The 17,538-nt window shown below is 59.0% G+C and carries 26 protein-coding genes; 5 read left to right on the top strand and 21 right to left on the bottom strand.

Annotation, left to right across the window (positions count from 1 at the left end; genetic code table 11):
• Positions 1–47 precede the first annotated feature (47 nt).
• From JZX87_RS09480 to JZX87_RS09470, 3 genes are all read left to right on the top strand, one after another.
• The gene (locus tag JZX87_RS09480) at positions 48–422 is read left to right on the top strand and encodes a YkvA family protein (protein ID WP_206825187.1); all 375 of its coding nucleotides are present in this window, start codon (positions 48–50) and stop codon (positions 420–422) included.
• 33 nt (positions 423–455) lie between these two features.
• A complete protein-coding gene (locus JZX87_RS09475) occupies positions 456–809 on the top strand; it encodes a lysozyme inhibitor LprI family protein (RefSeq protein ID WP_206825186.1) in 354 nt (117 codons plus the stop codon).
• A gap of 252 nt (positions 810–1,061) precedes the next feature.
• Entirely contained in the window at positions 1,062–1,988 is a 927-nt protein-coding gene (locus JZX87_RS09470; RefSeq protein WP_206825185.1) for a bestrophin family protein, read from the top strand.
• A gap of 44 nt (positions 1,989–2,032) precedes the next feature.
• On the opposite strand, the gene JZX87_RS09465 is transcribed toward JZX87_RS09470, so the two are convergent.
• The 4 genes from JZX87_RS09465 to JZX87_RS09450 form a co-directional block, all read right to left on the bottom strand.
• A complete protein-coding gene (locus JZX87_RS09465; protein ID WP_206825184.1) occupies positions 2,033–2,362 on the bottom strand; it encodes a DUF5615 family PIN-like protein in 330 nt (109 codons plus the stop codon).
• Positions 2,362–2,586 (bottom strand): DUF433 domain-containing protein, encoded by a 225-nt coding sequence (locus JZX87_RS09460; protein WP_148145277.1) that lies wholly within the window; start codon positions 2,584–2,586, stop codon positions 2,362–2,364. The genes JZX87_RS09465 and JZX87_RS09460 overlap by 1 nt, the downstream gene beginning before the upstream one ends.
• A gap of 94 nt (positions 2,587–2,680) precedes the next feature.
• Positions 2,681–4,516 carry a dihydroxy-acid dehydratase gene (gene ilvD / locus JZX87_RS09455; protein WP_206825183.1) on the bottom strand — a complete coding sequence of 612 codons (1,836 nt, stop codon included), beginning with the start codon at positions 4,514–4,516 and terminating at the stop codon, positions 2,681–2,683.
• A gap of 168 nt (positions 4,517–4,684) precedes the next feature.
• Positions 4,685–5,098, bottom strand: coding sequence for a DUF4112 domain-containing protein (locus tag JZX87_RS09450; RefSeq protein WP_206825182.1), 414 nt, complete (start codon positions 5,096–5,098; stop codon positions 4,685–4,687).
• A 193-nt stretch (positions 5,099–5,291) separates the two neighbouring features.
• On the opposite strand from JZX87_RS09450, the gene msrP reads away from it, so the two are divergent.
• Together msrP and msrQ are read left to right on the top strand one after the other, a co-directional pair.
• Complete coding sequence (gene msrP, locus JZX87_RS09445; RefSeq protein ID WP_206825181.1) at positions 5,292–6,236, top strand: protein-methionine-sulfoxide reductase catalytic subunit MsrP; 945 nt, start codon at positions 5,292–5,294, stop codon at positions 6,234–6,236.
• Positions 6,237–6,238: 2 nt separating this feature from the next.
• Complete coding sequence (msrQ, locus tag JZX87_RS09440; protein ID WP_206825180.1) at positions 6,239–6,892, top strand: protein-methionine-sulfoxide reductase heme-binding subunit MsrQ; 654 nt, start codon at positions 6,239–6,241, stop codon at positions 6,890–6,892.
• 21 nt (positions 6,893–6,913) lie between these two features.
• On the opposite strand, the gene JZX87_RS09435 is transcribed toward msrQ, so the two are convergent.
• The 17 genes from JZX87_RS09435 to rpsH all read right to left on the bottom strand — a co-directional run bounded on the left by JZX87_RS09435 (position 6,914) and on the right by rpsH (position 17,531).
• A complete protein-coding gene (locus JZX87_RS09435; RefSeq protein ID WP_206825179.1) occupies positions 6,914–7,618 on the bottom strand; it encodes an SDR family oxidoreductase in 705 nt (234 codons plus the stop codon).
• Between the two features lie 79 nt (positions 7,619–7,697).
• On the bottom strand, positions 7,698–8,108 hold the full coding sequence (locus JZX87_RS09430) for a DUF1801 domain-containing protein (protein ID WP_206825178.1): 411 nt from the start codon (positions 8,106–8,108) through the stop codon (positions 7,698–7,700).
• A 9-nt stretch (positions 8,109–8,117) separates the two neighbouring features.
• Entirely contained in the window at positions 8,118–8,573 is a 456-nt protein-coding gene (locus JZX87_RS09425; protein WP_286194447.1) for a DUF1801 domain-containing protein, read from the bottom strand.
• A gap of 149 nt (positions 8,574–8,722) precedes the next feature.
• Complete coding sequence (locus JZX87_RS09420; RefSeq protein WP_206825177.1) at positions 8,723–9,301, bottom strand: DoxX family protein; 579 nt, start codon at positions 9,299–9,301, stop codon at positions 8,723–8,725.
• Positions 9,302–9,362: 61 nt separating this feature from the next.
• Positions 9,363–9,779 carry a ribosomal maturation YjgA family protein gene (locus tag JZX87_RS09415; protein ID WP_206825538.1) on the bottom strand — a complete coding sequence of 139 codons (417 nt, stop codon included), beginning with the start codon at positions 9,777–9,779 and terminating at the stop codon, positions 9,363–9,365.
• Positions 9,780–9,849: 70 nt separating this feature from the next.
• Complete coding sequence (gene rplQ, locus JZX87_RS09410) at positions 9,850–10,275, bottom strand: 50S ribosomal protein L17 (RefSeq protein ID WP_148145284.1); 426 nt, start codon at positions 10,273–10,275, stop codon at positions 9,850–9,852.
• 45 nt (positions 10,276–10,320) lie between these two features.
• Entirely contained in the window at positions 10,321–11,331 is a 1,011-nt protein-coding gene (locus JZX87_RS09405; protein WP_112510977.1) for a DNA-directed RNA polymerase subunit alpha, read from the bottom strand.
• 175 nt (positions 11,332–11,506) lie between these two features.
• Positions 11,507–11,896, bottom strand: coding sequence for a 30S ribosomal protein S11 (gene rpsK, locus JZX87_RS09400; protein WP_007766864.1), 390 nt, complete (start codon positions 11,894–11,896; stop codon positions 11,507–11,509).
• A gap of 122 nt (positions 11,897–12,018) precedes the next feature.
• Positions 12,019–12,387: a 30S ribosomal protein S13 gene (rpsM, locus tag JZX87_RS09395; protein ID WP_093000503.1), complete on the bottom strand. Its 369-nt coding sequence runs from the start codon at positions 12,385–12,387 to the stop codon at positions 12,019–12,021.
• A 241-nt stretch (positions 12,388–12,628) separates the two neighbouring features.
• Positions 12,629–13,213 carry an adenylate kinase gene (locus JZX87_RS09390; RefSeq protein ID WP_139672176.1) on the bottom strand — a complete coding sequence of 195 codons (585 nt, stop codon included), beginning with the start codon at positions 13,211–13,213 and terminating at the stop codon, positions 12,629–12,631.
• Positions 13,210–14,550, bottom strand: a complete 1,341-nt coding sequence (gene secY / locus JZX87_RS09385) for a preprotein translocase subunit SecY (RefSeq protein ID WP_148145285.1) — start codon at positions 14,548–14,550, stop codon at positions 13,210–13,212. The genes JZX87_RS09390 and secY overlap by 4 nt, the downstream gene beginning before the upstream one ends.
• 222 nt (positions 14,551–14,772) lie before the next feature.
• Complete coding sequence (gene rplO / locus JZX87_RS09380; RefSeq protein ID WP_148145286.1) at positions 14,773–15,252, bottom strand: 50S ribosomal protein L15; 480 nt, start codon at positions 15,250–15,252, stop codon at positions 14,773–14,775.
• 10 nt (positions 15,253–15,262) lie between these two features.
• Positions 15,263–15,472 (bottom strand): 50S ribosomal protein L30, encoded by a 210-nt coding sequence (gene rpmD, locus JZX87_RS09375; protein WP_112510983.1) that lies wholly within the window; start codon positions 15,470–15,472, stop codon positions 15,263–15,265.
• 14 nt (positions 15,473–15,486) lie between these two features.
• Positions 15,487–16,053, bottom strand: coding sequence for a 30S ribosomal protein S5 (gene rpsE / locus JZX87_RS09370; RefSeq protein ID WP_148145287.1), 567 nt, complete (start codon positions 16,051–16,053; stop codon positions 15,487–15,489).
• A 128-nt stretch (positions 16,054–16,181) separates the two neighbouring features.
• On the bottom strand, positions 16,182–16,544 hold the full coding sequence (rplR, locus tag JZX87_RS09365; RefSeq protein WP_112510987.1) for a 50S ribosomal protein L18: 363 nt from the start codon (positions 16,542–16,544) through the stop codon (positions 16,182–16,184).
• Positions 16,545–16,556: 12 nt separating this feature from the next.
• Positions 16,557–17,090, bottom strand: a complete 534-nt coding sequence (gene rplF, locus JZX87_RS09360; RefSeq protein WP_148145288.1) for a 50S ribosomal protein L6 — start codon at positions 17,088–17,090, stop codon at positions 16,557–16,559.
• 42 nt (positions 17,091–17,132) lie between these two features.
• A complete protein-coding gene (rpsH, locus tag JZX87_RS09355; RefSeq protein ID WP_112510991.1) occupies positions 17,133–17,531 on the bottom strand; it encodes a 30S ribosomal protein S8 in 399 nt (132 codons plus the stop codon).
• Positions 17,532–17,538 lie beyond the last annotated feature (7 nt).

Below are 17,538 nucleotides of genomic sequence, written 5' to 3'. Positions count from 1 at the left end.
GGGCATTCGTTCGTCTATAGGGTAGCGGCCTCAACCGAGATAAGAAGATGCTGAAAAAGGCAAAAGCATGGGCAAAGGCCCTCAAGCGCGATATCGTCGCCCTGTGGCTTGCCGCCCGTGACCCGCGCGTGCCGCTGAGCGCCAAACTGGTGGCAGGAGCAGTGGCGGCCTACGCGCTCTCCCCTATCGACCTTATCCCCGACTTCATTCCCGTTCTCGGTTATCTCGACGATCTCATTCTGGTGCCGGTCGGCATCCTCATCGCCATCCGGCTTGTGCCGCAGGAGCTGATGTCGGAGTTCCGTCTGGCGGCCGAACAACGGTCGGGGCGTCCCGTCAGTCGCTCGGGTCTCGCCTTCATCCTTGCCATATGGCTTGCCTGCATCATCTTCATGGTCTGGAGCCTGAAGGAGTTCTTCTGACCGGTCTCCGGCGCAAGATCAGGAGCATGGACGATGAAATCGAGACTGGCTGTTTTGGGCGTAATGAGCTTTCTCATCGCCCCCACCCTTCCCACTCCTGCATCTGCTGCGAGTTTCGACTGCGAACGGACCGATCTTGCCGCCGATGAAAAGGCGATCTGCGATACGCGCGTGCTCAACGACGCGGATGTGAAGATGGCCACGACTTTCGATATCCTCACCAGCCTGCTTGCCATGGGAACCCGAGACGCACTTCGTGACGAACAGAGCGCATGGCTGAAAAAGCGCCAGGCCTGCGGCGGCGATGTCGCTTGCCTGACGGCGGCCTATGAAGCGCGCATGAAGCAGCTCACGCAAGCCTTTGAAGGGCTCAGTCGACCGCTTTAATTCGGCGTGCAATGATCTGCCGCAATCCGATCGAGCGAAGCCATGCGGCTTTCCGCCGCATGTCCAGACTTGACCGGTGCGGTGCTGCCGACAATCGACTAGTCTTGCTGCGTCGTCTGGTCGCGGACGAGATTCCCAAGGAGCGTACGGGAGCGCGGGTGTCTCAAGGGCGGCGGATGACCGGGTCCGGCCGCGTCCGGAAACACCCCTCCCGTCATCGACAATTAGCGTCGGCCAATTCGGCATTTCAGCATGATCATTCGTGAACGCCCCACGCTCGGGCAGCTTTTCTTCATCTACCGCGGCTCCGTCATCCAGCGGATCTTTCCCCAGATGCTCGTCGTCGTCGCGATGTCGGCGATTATCGTCATCGCGCATCGTCTCGCACCGCAATTCGTCCCTTCGGTCGCCGGCGCGCCGTTTACGCTGATCGGCATCGCGCTATCGATCTTCCTCTCGTTCCGCAACAGCGCCTGTTACGAGCGCTGGTGGGAAGCGCGCAAGAACTGGGGGGAGCTGCTGGCGGCGAGCCGCGATCTTGCGCGGCAGACGGAGCTTTTCGAGGCCCGCAGCGCGGAGGCAAGTCAGGCACGGCGTCTCATCCTGCTTCTGACCGTCGTACTTGCCGACGAGCTGGTCAAATTCCTGCGCGGCGGCGACTGTCCGAACAACAGTGCGGTACGTCTCCTGCCGAAGGAGATGTCCGACGCGATCAAGGCCTCCAGGCATCCGCCCGTCCATATCGTCGACCTTATCGGCCGCCAGCTGATCGAGCTGCAGCGAAACGGCATGCTGAGCGATGTCGAATTTTCGCTGTTCGACCGGACAATGACGCGACTGAGTGGCTCGCTCGCCGCCTGCGAAAGATTGAGAACGACGCCGGTTCCGTTCGGCTATACGCTGCTCATCCATAGAACGGCGCACATGTTCTGCTTCATGGTGCCGTTCGGCTTCGCTGATGTGCTGGGTCCGGCGACGCCGCTAGCCGCAGGTCTCGTCGCCTATACGTTCTTCGGGCTCGATGCGCTTGGTGATGAGCTGGAAGAGCCGTTCGGGACATTGCCAAACGACCTGCCGATTGCCGCCATCTCAACCGTGATCGAAATCGACCTACGCAGCATGCTGGGCGATACCGACCTGCCACCGATGCCCAAGCCGATGGACCACATTCTGCTGTGATCGCCCACCCTTGCAGCAAAGATCGCTGCCCCAGCGGCCTTCTTTCAAAGAACTTCGATGATCGTTTCACCACGATCCAGGGCGTTCAAGATACCGGGAAACACCTGTTCAAACCAATTTAGCAGGTCCCGGCGTCTGGAATTGGGCAATCGCACCCATATGATTGCCGGACCGACTTCGGTCAGCGCTCGCCGCTGGGCGAAGTCCTCGTCCTTAGTGACGATGACGCAAGTATTGTCTAGTGCGAATTCCCAGATCTGCCGATCCGACGCAGACTGGAGGTCATGGTCGATGACATGTTCGGCCCGGTGGCCTCGCTCTGTCAGCCATCTGGCAAGCGCTGGTGGAAGTTGCGCATCGATCAGGAAACGCATCAGGCGACGCGCAGAACCGTGTGGTCGCTCTGGCGCGCGGCGTATTCCAATATGGCGGTAAGATCTTCTCTTTCCAGCATTGGATAATCCTCAAGTATCTCGTCGTGGCCGGCACCGGCAGCCATAAGCTCCAGAATATCCTTCACGCGAATGCGCAGCCCACGGATGGTCGGGCGGCCGGAGCAGACCTGAGGATCGAATGTGATGCGATGAAGCTCGGACATATCCTGTTTCCTTGCGTGGTTGCTCCACCATAACACAAAGCCCCGCCGGGAAAACCGGGCGGGGCTTTGGAGAAATCTGCAGCAGTGAAAATCCTTATTCCGGCAGGATCCGGACTGCGCCCTTGTCGGCGGAGGCGGCAAACGCGGCGTAGGCCTTGAGCGCTGTCGTGACATTGCGCTTGCGGGGAGCGGCCGGCTTCCAGCCGAGCGCGTCCTGCTCGTGACGGCGGGCGGAAAGCTCAGCGTCGGAGACCTTGAGGTTGATCGTCCGGTTGGGGATATCGATCTCGATCAGGTCGCCTTCCTGCACGAGACCGATGGCGCCGCCCTGGGCGGCTTCCGGCGAGGCGTGGCCAATAGAGAGGCCCGAGGTGCCGCCAGAGAAGCGACCGTCGGTGATCAGCGCGCAGGCCTTGCCGAGGCCCTTCGACTTCAGATAGCTGGTCGGGTAGAGCATTTCCTGCATGCCCGGGCCGCCCTTGGGGCCTTCGTAGCGGATGACCACGACGTCGCCGGCCTTGACCTCGTTGGAGAGGATAGCCTTGACGGACGCGTCCTGACTTTCGAACACGCGGGCCGGGCCAGAGAACTTCAGGATCGATTCATCGACGCCGGCCGTCTTCACGATGCAGCCGTCGAGAGCGATATTGCCGTAGAGCACGGCCAGACCGCCGTCCTTGGAAAACGGCTTCTCGACCGAGCGGATAACACCCTTTTCCGAGTCGGTATCGAGTTCATCCCAGCGGGAAGACTGCGAGAAGGCGACCTGGGTCGGCACGCCGCCCGGTGCCGCCTTGAAGAACTCGCGGACGGTCTCGGAATTGGTGCGGGTGATATCCCAGCGATCGATGGCGTCACCGAGCGTCGCCTCATGTACCGTGAAGCAATCACGGTTGATCAGACCACCACGATCAAGCTCACCGAGGATGCGCATGATACCGCCGGCGCGGTGGACATCTTCCATGTGGACATCCTGCTTGGCAGGCGCGACCTTGGACAGGCACGGAACCTTGCGCGACAGCGCATCGATATCTTCCATGCCGAAATCGACGCCGCCTTCATAGGCGGCAGCCAGGATATGCAGCACGGTATTGGTGGAGCCACCCATGGCGATATCGAGCGACATGGCGTTCTCGAAAGCCTGCTTGGTGGCGATGTTGCGCGGCAGGACGCTCGTGTCGTCCTGCTCGTAATAACGGCGGGCGAGATCGACGATCAGGTGGCCGGCTTCGACGAACAGACGCTTGCGATCCGAATGCGTGGCGAGAGTCGAGCCGTTTCCGGGCAGAGACAGGCCCAAAGCCTCGGTCAGGCAGTTCATCGAATTGGCCGTGAACATGCCGGAGCAGGAGCCGCAGGTGGGACAGGCGGAGCGTTCGATGGTCTCGACCTCCTCGTCCGTATAGCTCTCGTCGGCTGCTGCAACCATGGCATCGACGAGATCGAGCGCGACCTTCTTGCCATGCAGGGTCGCCTTGCCGGCTTCCATCGGGCCGCCGGAAACGAACACGGCCGGGATATTGAGGCGCATCGCGGCATTGAGCATGCCGGGGGTGATCTTGTCGCAATTGGAGATGCAGACCATGGCATCGGCACAGTGGGCGTTGACCATGTATTCGACCGAGTCGGCGATGATCTCGCGCGACGGCAGAGAATAAAGCATGCCGTCATGGCCCATGGCGATGCCGTCATCCACGGCGATCGTGTTGAATTCCTTGGCGACGCCGCCGGCAGCCTCGATTTCGCGGGCAACCAGCTGGCCAAGATCCTTCAGATGCACGTGGCCTGGCACGAACTGGGTGAAAGAGTTGACCACTGCAATGATCGGCTTGCCGAAATCGCCGTCCTTCATGCCGGTGGCGCGCCAAAGGCCGCGTGCGCCGGCCATATTGCGGCCGTGGGTAGTGGTTCTGGAACGATAAACAGGCATAGGTCTTTCCTCGCTCGATCAGGCCAGTAGTCTACCCGCTCCTCGGCAGAGACACAAAAGGCCACATTTTTGAAAAAAGTCCTAAACCAACTGCTGATCACTGTCACTGCCGGTTATCGGCAAATCAGTACGGTACGGTACGGTTCTCATCCACACCGATCTACGGCCCTATGAAAGATCCTCGCGACGCAAGTCGAAATGATCGAGAATGATATCGAGATTTCGGCGATGCGACTTGAAGAAAAGGTCGAACAGGTCACCCGCGACCGGCACGCTGCCGACGAAGGCATCCACACCGAGATTGCCCAGCATCTGGACGAGTTTCGCGGACGGCACGCCCATGCGGCGCGCCTCGTTGATGAGGTAGAGACCAACCAGCGCTCCACCCGCATCACCGATGACGGGAATGAGACCGAAGACGGAATCTGCGCCGAAACGGATTCCGGTACCCGGAATGCGGATCGCCGTATCCATCAGGCGCGCAATACCGTTCAGCCGGCGCAGGCGCTTGAGCTTTTCGACGTGATCCAGATCGTCCTTGACGAACCGCCCGCTGGCGGCATCCCAGGTCTTCGTCGCCATCTGGCAATTCTCCATATTCGTTCAAAGCTACAAATGAGAATCGCGGATGTCGGTTCCAAGATGGCCGGACAGAGAATATGTGGTTTTTCTCACGCAAACGTGGTTCCGGCGAAAAATCCGGCATCTGTGAAACCGAGTGGTTTGGGATTACGTATAGTTCAAAGGAACGGCATCGCGCCCGAGGAGACATCCCATGCCCGCCTATCGTCCGCCGCATATCTCGCCATCGGAGATCACGCCGAAAGATATCTATCTCTCCCGCCGCAGCTTCATCGGCGCCGCAGCCGCCGCCGGGTTCGGTCTGGCAGCGGGTAGTGAAGCCTTAGCTGCGCCATTGAGCGCCGTGCCCGGTCCCTACAAGCTGAATGAGAAGCTGACACCAAAGGAGGCGGTGACGACCTATAACAATTTCTACGAATTCGGTGTCAACAAGGAAGATCCCTCGCAGAATTCCGGTGCCTTCAAGACGACGCCCTGGTCCGTCAAAGTCGAGGGTATGGTCGGCAAGCCGAAGGAATTCGGGCTTGATGAAATCCTCAAGATGAAGCTCGAGGACCGGACCTACCGGATGCGCTGCGTAGAGGGCTGGTCGATGGTGATCCCGTGGATCGGTTTTCCGCTTTCGGCCATCCTCGATCAGGTCGAGCCGCTCGGCAGCGCCAAATATGTCGCTTTCGAAACGGTGGTGCGGCCAGAGGAAATGCCGGGTCAGGGCGGCCTCTTCCAGCCCCTGCCCTGGCCCTATATCGAGGGCCTGCGGATGGACGAGGCGCGTCATCGGCTGACCATTCTTGCCGTAGGCCTCTATGGCGAAACGCTGCCGAACCAGAACGGTGCGCCAATCCGGCTCGTCGTTCCTTGGAAATACGGGTTCAAGAGCATTAAGTCGATCGTCAAGATCAAGCTGGTGGAAGAACAGCCGCAGACCACCTGGAAGAATTCAAACGCGCGGGAATACGGCTTCTATTCCAACGTCAACCCGGCGGTGGATCATCCGCGCTGGAGCCAGGCGACGGAACAGCGGATCGGTGAAGGCGGGTTCTTCGGGACGAAGCGGGTCGATACGCTGCCGTTCAACGGCTATGCGAACGAGGTAGCAAGCCTTTACTCCGGCATGGACCTCAAGGCGAATTACTGAAAATGGCCTCGATCTCTGCCGCCATCCCTGCCCTGCCGCGCAAATATCATGCGGCCAGCATCTGGGCGCTTTACGTGATCGGCCTCTGTCCAGCCGCCTGGTATTTCTATCAGGCGGCGACGGGTGGGCTTGGCTTCAATCCGGTCAAGGAATTCGAACACCTTCTCGGCATATGGGCCTTGCGGCTGATCATCGCGACGCTCGCGATCACACCTTTGCGCGATCTCTTCGGCATCAACTGGGTGCGTTATCGACGGGCGCTCGGACTGCTCGCATTCTATTATGTGCTGATGCATTTTTCTGTTTATCTGCTTCTCGACCTGCAGCTCAATTTCGCGGCGGTCGGCGGTGATATCGCAAAGCGGCCCTATATCACCATCGGGTTCGCCGCGCTGCTATGCCTTATTCCCCTGGCGGTGACATCCAACAACTGGTCGATCCGCAAGATGGGGCAAGGCTGGATAAGACTGCACAAGCTGATCTATCTTATCGCCATTGGTGGTGCGATCCATTATGTGCTGGCGGTCAAATCGGTGACCTCGGGGCCATTCGCCCATATTGCGCTTATCGGCATCCTCGTCGCCTACCGCCTCATCCGGCGGCCGCTCATGAACTGGAAGCGTGGGCGACGTCAGTCGGCGCAGGTCGCCCGGTGACGTCACCATGTGGAGATACGCTCACACGGAGCGCGTCAAACCGCCGTCAACCTTGAGGTTCTGGCCGGTAATGTAGCCCGCACCTTCGGAAGCCAAGAAAGCGACGGTCGCTGCAATTTCCTCGCTCGTGCCGTAGCGCTTCATCGGCACGCCATCACGACGCTCTTCGGTGGCCGGCAGGCTGTCGATCCAGCCAGGCAGGACATTGTTCATCCGCACGTTATCGGCGGCATAGGTATCGGCGAAAATCTTCGTATAGGAGGCAAGTCCGGCGCGGAAGACGGCGGAGGTCGGGAACATCGACGACGGTTCGAAGGCCCAGGCCGTGGAGATGTTGACGATGCTGCCGGATTTCTGCGCCTGCATGATGGGTGCCACGAGGCGCACCGGGCGGATGACGTTCATCAGGTAGACGTCGAGGCCGGTGTGCCACTGCTCGTCGGTGATCTCGATGATCTGGGCGCGAGGGCCGTGGCCGGCGCTGTTGACCAGGACATCTATGCGGCCCCAGCTATCCATCGCCGTATCGACGAGGCGCTTGAGATCGTCATTGGACTGGTTCGACCCGGTGATACCGATGCCACCGAGTTCCTGCGCCAGCGCCTCACCCTTGCCGGAAGACGACAGGATCGCAACCTTGAAACCATCCGCCGCGAGTTTCTTTGCCGAGGCTGCGCCCATGCCGCTGCCGCCCGCTGTCACGATCGCTACCTTTGCTTCCGACATCTCTTCAAGCCTTTCGATGCTATTGGATGACAATGGGTAACGCTGCTGCGCGCAGAACGCCAGCGCGGGTTTTGCTTAATCAGGAGCGGCTTTTCGACTTTGCCTTGGCAGTATTCAGCGCCGCCGCGTTGCGGATCAGCGCCATGAAGGCTTGCTCATCGATCGTCTCGCCCTCCCGCAGATCGATCGCCCTACGGGCATTGCCTTCAAGGCTGGCGTTGAAAAGGCCGGACGGGTCCTCGACGAACGCTCCCTTGGCGAAGGTCAGCTTGACGACCGCCTTGTAAGTCTCGCCGGTGCAGATGATGCCGTCCTTCTCCCAGACCGGTACGCTGCGCCATTTCCAAGTCTCGACGACATCTGGAACAGCCTTGTGGATGAGAGCACGGACATGAGCCAGCGTCTCTCCGCGCCAGTCGTCGAGTTCCGCGACGCGCTGATCGATCAACAGGGAGGAATCCTGTGTCCTGCCTTCAGCATCATTGTTCATGGCATCATCCTAAAGCTTTTCGCCGGGCAGCGCGCTTGCCTGCCTGACCCAGGTTGCGAGCTGTGCCTCGTTCCACTCGTCGGTTTCGTGGATATGGAAATAACGCGTCTCGGGCATTTTCGAATTCTCCGGCGGGACGGGATCCAGCGATACGCCGCGAAAGAAAGTCAGCTTCACATATTTGGTAAAACAGTGAAGGCCGAGGAACCAGCCCTGCCCTTCGACCCCGTACAGAGGTGTGTTCCACTTTACTGCCTTGGCGACATTGGGAACACAGCGCTCAACAAGCACGTCGAGCTTCCGCCCGACCTCGCTTTTCCAGCCCGGCATCGCAGCAATATAGGCCTGAACCGGCTCGTTTCCGTAACCTTTCGGGATTTGCGGATTGCCGCCGGCCAGGAGCTTGGGGGAGCCCTGCTGCGCCTTGCCCTTGCCATTCATGATGTCACGCTCCTCCCCGATCATGATCGGAATGATCATAGAGCAACGAACGATGGCGTCCATGCTTGGGATATGAAGCCCTATCCCAGTTCCCGATACGTGATGCCTGTAAATGCACAAGGGCCGGCGCCAATGGCCCGGCCCTTCCTGGATTGATAGAACTCGCTTCCGGTTCAGAACTGCTTCTTGAACAGAAGCCTGTCCAGTGACAGGTAACCGCCGCCGAAGGCTGCGAAGAGAAAGGCGCCGCCCGTCCAGAAGAGCGAATCCTGCTCGGCCTTTTCCTGAACCTGATGCAGGAACTTGGCGCCTCCATCTGCAAGACGCGCCACACCAGTTGGCGTGAAGTACTCGCCCCCCGCCTTCAGGGCATCGATGCCTGCCTGCGTCAGAAGCGCGTCGCCATAGGGATGGGCGAAATGGTACCAGAGAGTTATCGCCAGCATCACGCCGCTTGCCAGCGCGGCGGGACGGGTGAAAAGTCCGACTGCGATCAGCATGCCACCGACCACCTGGATCAGTGCAAGAACCGGCGACCAGAGCCAGCCGGGATAAAAGCCGAGATTTTCGACGAATCCGACCTGTGCGAGCGGGGCCATCAGTTTCGGCCAGCCCTCCACAACCAGCATGCCACCGACGGCCAGGCGAAAGATGCTCCAGGCCATAGGCTGGGCGACCTTCTCATAAAAGCCGCCAAGGGCGGGAATTATCAAATCTTTACGTTCGTTCTCAAATACGGGTGTGTATGCCATTGTCGTCCCTCACAACCCCACTGGTTGATATGTTTCGACACTAAGCCTGCCTTGCGCTTCATCATTGATTCCGGTCAAGAAAACGCAGCCGGTTTTCGATAGCCATTCCCAATCCGATGCCCGCGGCATAGGCGACAATGTTCCAGAGCGAGAATACCCGACCGAGCAGCAGCCTTCCTGCCAGGGTCAGGCGAAATTCATCGAGAGCCGGGGTCTGGTAAAGTCGGGAGAACTCTACAGAAACGGCTATCGCCAGTGCGATTGCGGCCATGACGGCCACGCGGCGGGACACGATGGCAGCTGCGACCAGCAAAAAAACCATGCAGCCCCAAAGAAGAGAACCGCCATATTTCACGACGCTGAAAGGCAGGCCCAGGTCATAACCGAAACCGCGAAGTGCAAGTCCGGCGACAATAACCGCGCCGACGCACAGTAGTCTTTGCAACCGAGCCCTCAGCATCCACCTTCCACCTGTCATGCCATCTCCAGAAATAAAAAAGCCGGGCGTTTCCACCCGGCTTTTCAAATTTGCGATCAAAGATCGAAAATTATGCGGCTTCTGCAGCTTCTGCTTCAGCGGCAACGCGAGCCTTGTCGGCTGCACCCTTGGCAGTGACGTCGCGTTCAACGAACTCGATGACTGCGAGCGGAGCATTGTCGCCCTGACGGTAGCCAGCCTTCATGATACGCAGGTAACCGCCGTTGCGGGTTGCGTAACGAGAAGCGATGACGTCGAACAGCTTCTTGACAGCGTCCTGGTCCTGAACCTGCGAGATCGCCTGACGACGAGCGTGCAGATCGCCGCGCTTGCCGAGGGTGACAAGCTTTTCGACGATCGGGCGAATTTCCTTCGCCTTCGGCAGGGTGGTTACGATCTGCTCATGGGTGATGAGCGATGCTGCCATGTTGGTGAACATAGCCTTGCGGTGGCTTGCGGTGCGGTTAAGCTTGCGGCCGGCTTTTGCGTGACGCATATCTGGTCTCCTTCACTTGCAGGCATTCGCCTGCAGTATGATTTGTTAGTATTGGTCTTCGTAACGCTTAGCGAGATCTTCGATGTTTTCCGGCGGCCAAGCAGGAACTTCCATACCAAGATGGAGGCCCATGGATGCCAGAACTTCCTTGATCTCGTTCAGCGACTTACGACCAAAGTTCGGAGTGCGGAGCATTTCCGCCTCGGTCTTCTGGATGAGGTCGCCGATATAAACGATGTTATCGTTCTTCAGGCAGTTGGCCGAACGGACGGAGAGTTCCAGTTCGTCGACTTTCTTGAGGAGCGCCGGGTTGAACGCGAGCTCAGTGACGGATTCCTCTTCCTGTTCCTTCTGCGGCTCGTCGAAGTTGACGAAGACCGACAGCTGGTCCTGAAGAATGCGGGCGGCGAAGGCTACGGCGTCTTCACCCGTGACCGAACCATCGGTTTCAATGGTCATGGTCAGCTTGTCGTAGTCGAGAACCTGGCCTTCGCGGGTGTTTTCCACCTTGTAGGACACTTTCTTGACCGGCGAGTAGAGGCTGTCGACCGGGATGAGACCGATCGGGGCATCCTCTGCACGGTTACGCTCGGCCGGGACATAACCCTTGCCGTTGTTGACCGTGAATTCCATGCGGATCTCAGCGCCGTCATCCAGCGTGCAGATCACGTGGTCGGGGTTCAGGATCTCGATGTCGCCAACCGTCTGAATATCACCAGCGGTAACGGCACCAGGGCCCTGCTTGCGCACGACCATGCGCTTCGGGTCATCGCCGTCCATCTTGATGGCGATTTCCTTGATGTTGAGCACGATGTCCGTCACATCTTCCCGAACGCCCGGGATAGAGGAGAACTCATGCAGGACGCCGTCGATCTGGACAGCCGTGACGGCTGCACCGCGGAGCGACGACAGAAGCACGCGGCGAAGCGCGTTGCCGAGCGTCAGGCCGAAGCCGCGCTCAAGAGGTTCAGCAACAAGCGTTGCCTTGGTACGACCGGACGAGGTGAATTCCACCTTGTTCGGCTTAATCAGTTCCTGCCAGTTCTTCTGGATCATGACCTATACCTTCCGTTCGTTGCCACCATCCAATCGTGGCAACCGAGCACGAGGAACACCGGAAAATACCCTTCCGGCGATACGGTGAAAGCCGCCTCGACCCCTGCAGGAGACAAAGCGGCTATTACCGAGTTCAGATGGCACTCGCCTTAAAAAGCGAGCCCCAATACGTCCATTAGACGCGGCGCTTCTTGCGCGGGCGGCAGCCGTTGTGCGGGATCGGCGTAACGTCGCGGATAGAAGTGATCATGAAACCGGCAGCCTGGAGCGCGCGCAGAGCCGATTCACGGCCGGAACCCGGACCGCAAACTTCAACTTCGAGCGACTTCATGCCGTGTTCCTGAGCCTTCTTGGCGCAGTCTTCAGCGGCGATCTGAGCAGCAAACGGGGTCGACTTACGCGAACCCTTGAAGCCCTTTGCACCGGCAGACGACCAGGCAATAGCATTGCCCTGCGCGTCGGTGATGGTGATCATGGTGTTGTTGAAGGTAGAATTGACGTGGGCAACGCCCGACGTGATATTCTTGCGTTCGCGACGGCGAACGCGAGTGGCTTCCTTGGCCATTTTATCCCTTTCGTTGATCTCTGCACCGCCGTAGTTCCAGCGGCTCCACCTGGAGAGGCAGTAGGTTTTAGGCAGCAGACAATTGGGCTTTCGCCCAATGCCTATTGGCTAATGCCTCAGAATTACTTCTTCTTACCGGCGATTGCCTTAGCCGGACCCTTGCGGGTACGAGCGTTGGTGTGGGTGCGCTGACCGCGGACCGGAAGGCCACGACGGTGACGCAGGCCACGGTAGCAACCGAGGTCCATAAGACGCTTGATGTTCATCGCGGTTTCACGACGAAGATCACCTTCGACAGCGTAGTCGCGGTCGATGGTTTCGCGGATCTGAAGGATTTCAGAGTCCGTCAGCTGATGGACGCGCTTTTCAGCCGGAAGACCGACCTTATCCATGATTTCCTGCGCAAATTTCGGGCCGATCCCGTGAATGTAGGTCAGCGCGATAACAACGCGCTTCGCAGTCGGGATGTTGACGCCAGCGATACGTGCCACGTCTATTCTCCTTCGTTCCGGTTGCCATCCGGCAAGCGGTACTTCTTCCATGATAGCAGCCTGATCAAGGCCACCAGTTCAACAACACCAAACGAGACAGGTCAAAACGACCAGCCCCGGATATCCTTGCGGAAATCCGCGCCAATCGCTCAAATCTGTCGCGAGTTGGCGCGGTGTTTAACGGAATCAGCGCTGAATTGCAACTGCCGAGCCCGAGATTCTTTAACAGACCTGTGACAGCTCAAAGAGCAGACAGTGTCTTTTCAATTTCGGCAGTCACGGCCTTCACGTCAGCCATGCCGTCGATCGTCTTCAACTGACCGGTCGATTCGTAATGAGCCGAGAGCGGAGCAGTCTTTTCACGATATTCGACCAGACGCTTCTTGAAAGCCTCCGGCATATCGTCGGCGCGAACCTTGCCGCCAGCGGCAATAGTTTCGGCCACGCGGTTTTCGATTCGGCCCATAAGAGCCCCCTCGTCCACCTTCAGTTCAATTACTGCGTCGAGAGGGCAGCCCTTGTCCTGCAGCATCTTTTCCAGCGCGATGGCCTGGGGCACGGTGCGCGGATAACCATCCAGGATGAAACCATTCGAACAGTCGTCGAGATCGATACGCTCAGCGACGATGGCGTTGACGATATCGTCGGACACCAGCTGGCCGGCATCCATAACCGCCTTCGCCTTCAGACCGATCTCGGTTCCTGCTTCCTTGGCGGCACGAAGCATGTCACCCGTGGAAAGCTGCGGAATACCGTATTTCTCAGTCAGCAGCTTTGCCTGCGTACCCTTACCGGCGCCGGGTGGCCCCAAGAATATAAGTCTCATCGTCCCCTCTTTCCTCCGCGCAGCTTCGACTTCTTGATCAGACCCTCATACTGCTGCGCAATGAGATGTCCTTGGATCTGCGCAACCGTATCGAGGGTTACACTGACAACAATCAAAAGCGAAGTACCACCAAGGGCTAATGGCACGCCCGTACGGGCGATCAGAAACTCTGGCAGAATGCAGACGAAGACGAGGTAGATCGCACCGATAACTGTGATGCGGGTCAGTACATAGTCAATATATTCGGCAGTCCGCTCGCCCGGACGGATGCCCGGGATGAAACCACCGTGTTTCTTCAGGTTGTCGGCCGTGTCCTTCGGATTGAAGACGATGGCCGTGTAGAAGAAGGCAAAGAAGGCGATCAGCAGGCCGTAAAGCAGCATGAACAGCGGCTGGCCATGGCCGAGGGCAGCAATGGCGGCTGTTGCCCATGCAGGCAGGTCGGAATTGCCTGCGAAGCCGGCAGCCGTTGCGGGGAGAAGCAGCAGCGACGAGGCAAAGATCGCCGGAATAACACCGGACGTGTTGAGCTTGAGCGGCAGGTGCGACGTGTCGCCCTGGAACATGCGGTTGCCGACCTGGCGCTTCGGATACTGGATCAGAAGACGACGCTGGGCGCGCTCCACGAAGACGATCAGGCCGATGACGAAGATCGCAACGAGGATGACGGCGAGAATCAGACCGGTCGACAGCGCGCCGGTGCGGCCGAGTTCCAGCGTGCCAGCGAGAGCGGACGGAAGACCTGCAGCGATACCTGCGAAGATGATCAGCGAAATGCCGTTACCGATGCCACGCGAGGTGATCTGTTCACCCAGCCACATTAGGAACATGGTGCCGCCGAGAAGCGTGACAACGGTCGACAAGCGGAAGAACATGCCGGGATCGTTGACGATGCCCTGCCCGCTCTCGAGACCGGCGGCAATGCCGTAGGCCTGGAGGGTGCCGAGAATCACCGTGCCGTAGCGGGTGTACTGGTTGATGATTTTGCGGCCGGCTTCACCTTCCTTCTTGAGATTCTCAAGCGAAGGAACGACCGAGGTCATCAGCTGCACGATGATCGACGCGGAGATATACGGCATGATGCCGAGCGCGAAGATCGCCATGCGCTCGACAGCGCCACCGGCAAACATGTTGAAGAGGCCGAGGATACCGCCAGCCTGGCCGCGGAAGGCCTGCGCATAGGCTTCGGGGTTTAGACCCGGAAGCGGGATATGCGTGCCGAGGCGGTAAACGAGGAGAGCAGCAAGGGTAAACCACAGCCGCTTCTTGAGATCCTCTGCCTTGGCGAAGGTTGAAAAATTGAGATTAGAGGCAAGTTGTTCCGCTGCAGACGCCATGCGTTTCTCCGCCCGATCACTTTCCCCGGGCGCAAAATGCCTGGTCAGGAAAGCAGTCGCAAATTCTGGTTCAAAAAACCGGGCGCGGAGATTGCGGGAGCAATCGGGTGCCTCACCCTGTTTTCATGTGATCGGCGCCCATCGGGGCCGCCAAATCGTGAGGCTCACATATGGACATAAAATCGCCCGGTGTGAAGCTCACACCGGGCGATTTTAAACGTTTTACTCTGCGGCAGTTTCCGCAACGACGAGCAGCTTGATAGAGCCGCCAGCCTTTTCGATCTTTTCGACGGCAGCCTTGGAGGCACCGGCAACTTCGATCGTCAGCTTTGCCTTCAGTTCGCCATCGGAAAGAACGCGAACGCCGTCCTTCTCGCGACGGATAACGCCGGCAGCCTTGAGAGCTGCCGCATCAACCGTTGCCTTGGCGTCGAGCTTGCCAGCATCGATCGCGGTCTGGATACGGCCAACCGAAACGGTGACGTATTCAGAAGCGAAGATGTTGTTGAAGCCGCGCTTCGGCAGGCGACGGTAGATCGGCATCTGACCGCCTTCGAAGCCGTTGATGGCAACCCCAGAACGAGCCTTCTGACCCTTGACGCCGCGACCACCGGTCTTGCCCTTGCCGGAACCGATACCACGACCTACGCGGATACGGTCCTTGGACGAACCTTCGTTGTCCTTGATCTCATTCAGTTTCATGATCAAACCCTCACTTCTCGTCGACGACGCGGACGAGATGCTGGACGGCCCGGATCATGCCACGGACGGAAGGCGTATCTTCCAGCGTGCTTACCCGGTGCATCTTGTTGAGGCCCAGACCAACCAGCGTAGCGCGCTGGATAGCCGGACGGCGAATAGGCGATCCGATCTGTTCGACCGTAACCGTCTTTGCTTCAGTCTTCTTCGTAGCCTTAGCCATGGGTCAGACTCCTCTTATTCTTCAGCAGCATTGCCGGAGGCGGCACGGCGAGCCTGAAGCGTAGCATATTTCATGCCGCGCTGAGCTGCGATGTCCTTCGGATGCACCTGGGCCTTGAGGGCGTCGAACGTTGCACGAATCATGTTGTACGGGTTCGACGAACCGGTCGACTTCGCAACAACGTCGTGAACGCCCAGCGTTTCGAAAACAGCACGCATCGGGCCACCAGCGATGATACCGGTACCAGCCTTGGCGGAGCGCAGCAGAACCTTGCCGGCGCCGTGGCGGCCATTGACGTCGTGATGCAGCGTACGGCCGTCACGCAGCGGTACGAAGATCAGATCGCGCTTTGCGGATTCAGTTGCCTTGCGGATAGCTTCCGGCACTTCACGAGCCTTGCCATGACCGAAGCCAACGCGACCCTTCTGGTCGCCAACGACGACGAGAGCAGCAAAACCGAAACGACGGCCGCCCTTGACGACCTTAGCGACGCGGTTGATCGCGACCAGCTTGTCGACGAATTCGCTATCGCGCTCTTCACGGGCCTGACGATCGTCGCGGCCCTTTCTTTCCTGTGCCATTGTCCTTGTCCTTTTTCTTTTGCGGGTAGAACGGCAGGTTAAAGATAACCCGGAAAAATCCGGGCGGTGCGGAGAAACCGCATTTCGCCCGGCCTCCCCTATTCAAAGGAAGACCGGGCGAAAATTTCTTAGAAGCTCAGACCGCCTTCGCGGGCAGCTTCAGCAAGTGCCTTGATACGGCCGTGGTAGATGAAGGCGCCGCGATCGAACACGACTTCCTTCACGCCAGCCTTGGAGGCGCGCTCTGCAACCAGCTTGCCGACGGCAGCAGCTGCTGCAACGTCCGCGCCGGTCTTCAGCGACTTGCGCAGGTCGGCGTCGAGCGTGGAGGCGGCTGCAAGCGTGCGGCCGGCCACATCGTCGATGACCTGTACGTAGATGTTCTTGGACGAGCGGTGAACCGACAGACGCGGACGGCCATTTGCGACCTTCTTGATCTGACGGCGAACACGGCTCGCACGCTTGGTGAGTGCTTCTTTCCGAGTAGCCATTGTTCCGCGTCCTTACTTCTTCTTGCCTTCCTTGCGGACGATCCGTTCCTCGGCGTACTTGACGCCTTTGCCCTTGTAGGGCTCGGGACCACGGTATTCGCGGATTTCCGCGGCAACCTGACCGACCTGCTGCTTGTTGATGCCGGAGACGATGATTTCCGTCGGCTTCGGCACGGCAATGGTGATGCCCTCAGGGGCTTCGTAGACTACGTCGTGGGAGAAACCGAGAGCCAGCTGCAGGTTCTTGCCCTGCATGGCTGCGCGGTAACCAACGCCGTTGATTTCGAGCTTGCGCTCGTAACCGTCCTTAACGCCCTTGAAGATGTTCTCGACCATCGTGCGGGACATGCCCCACTTCGAACGAGCATCCTTGGAATCGTTGACCGGGGTCACCGAAACGGCGTTATCATTCAGCTCAACCTTGACTTCGTCATTAGCGACGAAGTGAAGTTCGCCCTTCGGGCCCTTCGCGGTGATCTTCTGGCCTTCGACCGAAGCCGTAACGCCTGCAGGAACCGGAACGGGCTTTTTACCGATACGAGACATTTTGTTATCCTGTCTGTCCGTTATGGAGATCCTTGCCCAGTCTTAGAAGACCGAGCAAAGAACCTCGCCGCCTACGTTCTGTTCGCGAGCCTGGTGATCGGCCATCACGCCCTTCGGGGTCGAAAGGATGGTGATGCCGAGGCCGTTCGCGACCTGCGGAATGGACTTAACCGAGACATAAACTCGGCGGCCCGGCTTCGAAACGCGGCCGATCTCACGGATCACGGACGCACCTTCGTAGTACTTCAGTTCGATTTCAATCTCGGACTTGCCGTTGCCGAAATCGGTTTGGGTGTAGCCGCGGATGTAGCCTTCAGCCTGCAGGACATCCAGAACACGAGCGCGCAGGCGCGAAGCCGGCGTCGTGACGGAGTTCTTGCGGCGGGAAGCGCCGTTGCGGATACGGGTGAGCATATCGCCCAAGGGATCAGTCATGGTCATCGAACGA

Source organism: Agrobacterium sp. Ap1 (assembly GCF_017313375.1).
Taxonomy (GTDB): Bacteria; Pseudomonadota; Alphaproteobacteria; order Rhizobiales; family Rhizobiaceae; genus Neorhizobium; species Neorhizobium cellulosilyticum.
The sequence above is the reverse complement of the archived record's forward strand: the minus strand, read 5'-3'. Positions and strand labels throughout refer to the sequence as shown.

Coding starts and splice junctions, on each gene's coding strand:
- JZX87_RS09480 (WP_206825187.1), top strand. CDS start 48: ATGCTGAAAAAGGCAAAAGCATGGGCAAAGGCCCTCAAGCGCGATATC.
- JZX87_RS09475 (WP_206825186.1), top strand. CDS start 456: ATGAAATCGAGACTGGCTGTTTTGGGCGTAATGAGCTTTCTCATCGCC.
- JZX87_RS09470 (WP_206825185.1), top strand. CDS start 1,062: ATGATCATTCGTGAACGCCCCACGCTCGGGCAGCTTTTCTTCATCTAC.
- JZX87_RS09465 (WP_206825184.1), bottom strand. CDS start 2,362: ATGCGTTTCCTGATCGATGCGCAACTTCCACCAGCGCTTGCCAGATGG.
- JZX87_RS09460 (WP_148145277.1), bottom strand. CDS start 2,586: ATGTCCGAGCTTCATCGCATCACATTCGATCCTCAGGTCTGCTCCGGC.
- ilvD (WP_206825183.1), bottom strand. CDS start 4,516: ATGCCTGTTTATCGTTCCAGAACCACTACCCACGGCCGCAATATGGCC.
- JZX87_RS09450 (WP_206825182.1), bottom strand. CDS start 5,098: ATGGCGACGAAGACCTGGGATGCCGCCAGCGGGCGGTTCGTCAAGGAC.
- msrP (WP_206825181.1), top strand. CDS start 5,292: ATGCCCGCCTATCGTCCGCCGCATATCTCGCCATCGGAGATCACGCCG.
- msrQ (WP_206825180.1), top strand. CDS start 6,239: ATGGCCTCGATCTCTGCCGCCATCCCTGCCCTGCCGCGCAAATATCAT.
- JZX87_RS09435 (WP_206825179.1), bottom strand. CDS start 7,618: ATGTCGGAAGCAAAGGTAGCGATCGTGACAGCGGGCGGCAGCGGCATG.
- JZX87_RS09430 (WP_206825178.1), bottom strand. CDS start 8,108: ATGAACAATGATGCTGAAGGCAGGACACAGGATTCCTCCCTGTTGATC.
- JZX87_RS09425 (WP_286194447.1), bottom strand. CDS start 8,573: ATGATCGGGGAGGAGCGTGACATCATGAATGGCAAGGGCAAGGCGCAG.
- JZX87_RS09420 (WP_206825177.1), bottom strand. CDS start 9,301: ATGGCATACACACCCGTATTTGAGAACGAACGTAAAGATTTGATAATT.
- JZX87_RS09415 (WP_206825538.1), bottom strand. CDS start 9,779: ATGACAGGTGGAAGGTGGATGCTGAGGGCTCGGTTGCAAAGACTACTG.
- rplQ (WP_148145284.1), bottom strand. CDS start 10,275: ATGCGTCACGCAAAAGCCGGCCGCAAGCTTAACCGCACCGCAAGCCAC.
- JZX87_RS09405 (WP_112510977.1), bottom strand. CDS start 11,331: ATGATCCAGAAGAACTGGCAGGAACTGATTAAGCCGAACAAGGTGGAA.
- rpsK (WP_007766864.1), bottom strand. CDS start 11,896: ATGGCCAAGGAAGCCACTCGCGTTCGCCGTCGCGAACGCAAGAATATC.
- JZX87_RS09390 (WP_139672176.1), bottom strand. CDS start 13,213: ATGAGACTTATATTCTTGGGGCCACCCGGCGCCGGTAAGGGTACGCAG.
- secY (WP_148145285.1), bottom strand. CDS start 14,550: ATGGCGTCTGCAGCGGAACAACTTGCCTCTAATCTCAATTTTTCAACC.
- rplO (WP_148145286.1), bottom strand. CDS start 15,252: ATGAAACTGAATGAGATCAAGGACAACGAAGGTTCGTCCAAGGACCGT.
- rpmD (WP_112510983.1), bottom strand. CDS start 15,472: ATGGCTAAGGCTACGAAGAAGACTGAAGCAAAGACGGTTACGGTCGAA.
- rpsE (WP_148145287.1), bottom strand. CDS start 16,053: ATGGCACAGGAAAGAAAGGGCCGCGACGATCGTCAGGCCCGTGAAGAG.
- rplR (WP_112510987.1), bottom strand. CDS start 16,544: ATGGCTACTCGGAAAGAAGCACTCACCAAGCGTGCGAGCCGTGTTCGC.
- rplF (WP_148145288.1), bottom strand. CDS start 17,090: ATGTCTCGTATCGGTAAAAAGCCCGTTCCGGTTCCTGCAGGCGTTACG.
- rpsH (WP_112510991.1), bottom strand. CDS start 17,531: ATGACCATGACTGATCCCTTGGGCGATATGCTCACCCGTATCCGCAAC.